This window comes from Pseudomonas sp. EggHat1, from assembly GCF_014892995.1.
GTDB lineage: Bacteria > Pseudomonadota > Gammaproteobacteria > Pseudomonadales > Pseudomonadaceae > Aquipseudomonas > Aquipseudomonas chaetocerotis.
Genome location: NZ_JACKQK010000049.1, coordinates 1 through 478, shown reverse-complemented (window position 1 = coordinate 478; position 478 = coordinate 1). Strand labels below are relative to the sequence as shown.

At 66.9% G+C, this 478-nt stretch carries 1 pseudogene; it reads left to right on the top strand.

The features are described 5' to 3' along the window. Positions 1-478: pseudogene (gene dctM, locus INS93_RS24635) on the top strand (C4-dicarboxylate TRAP transporter large permease protein DctM); the annotation flags it as partial.

The following is a 478-nucleotide window of genomic DNA, read 5'->3' as shown; positions in this document are numbered from 1 at the left end:
CCATCATGCTGTTCAGCCCGGACTCGGTGCGCTCGCTGGCAATCAAGCTGTTCGAGACGTCCGAGCACTACACCCTGCTGGCGATCCCGTTCTTCCTCTTGTCCGGTGCGTTCATGACCACCGGCGGCGTGGCGCGCCGCCTGATCGACTTCGCCAACGCCTGCGTCGGCCATATCCGTGGCGGTCTGGCCATCGGTGCGGTGCTGGCGTGCATGCTGTTCGCCGCGCTGTCCGGCTCCTCGCCGGCGACGGTGGCTGCGGTCGGCTCCATCGCCATCGCCGGCATGGTGCGTTCCGGTTATCCGCAGGCGTTCGGCGCCGGCATCGTCTGTAACGCCGGTACCCTGGGCATCCTGATTCCGCCGTCGATCGTGATGGTGGTGTACGCCGCCGCCACCGAGCAGTCGGTGGGCAAGCTGTTCATGGCCGGGGTGATCCCGGGCGTGATGCTGGGCCTGGTGCTGATGATCGCGATCTA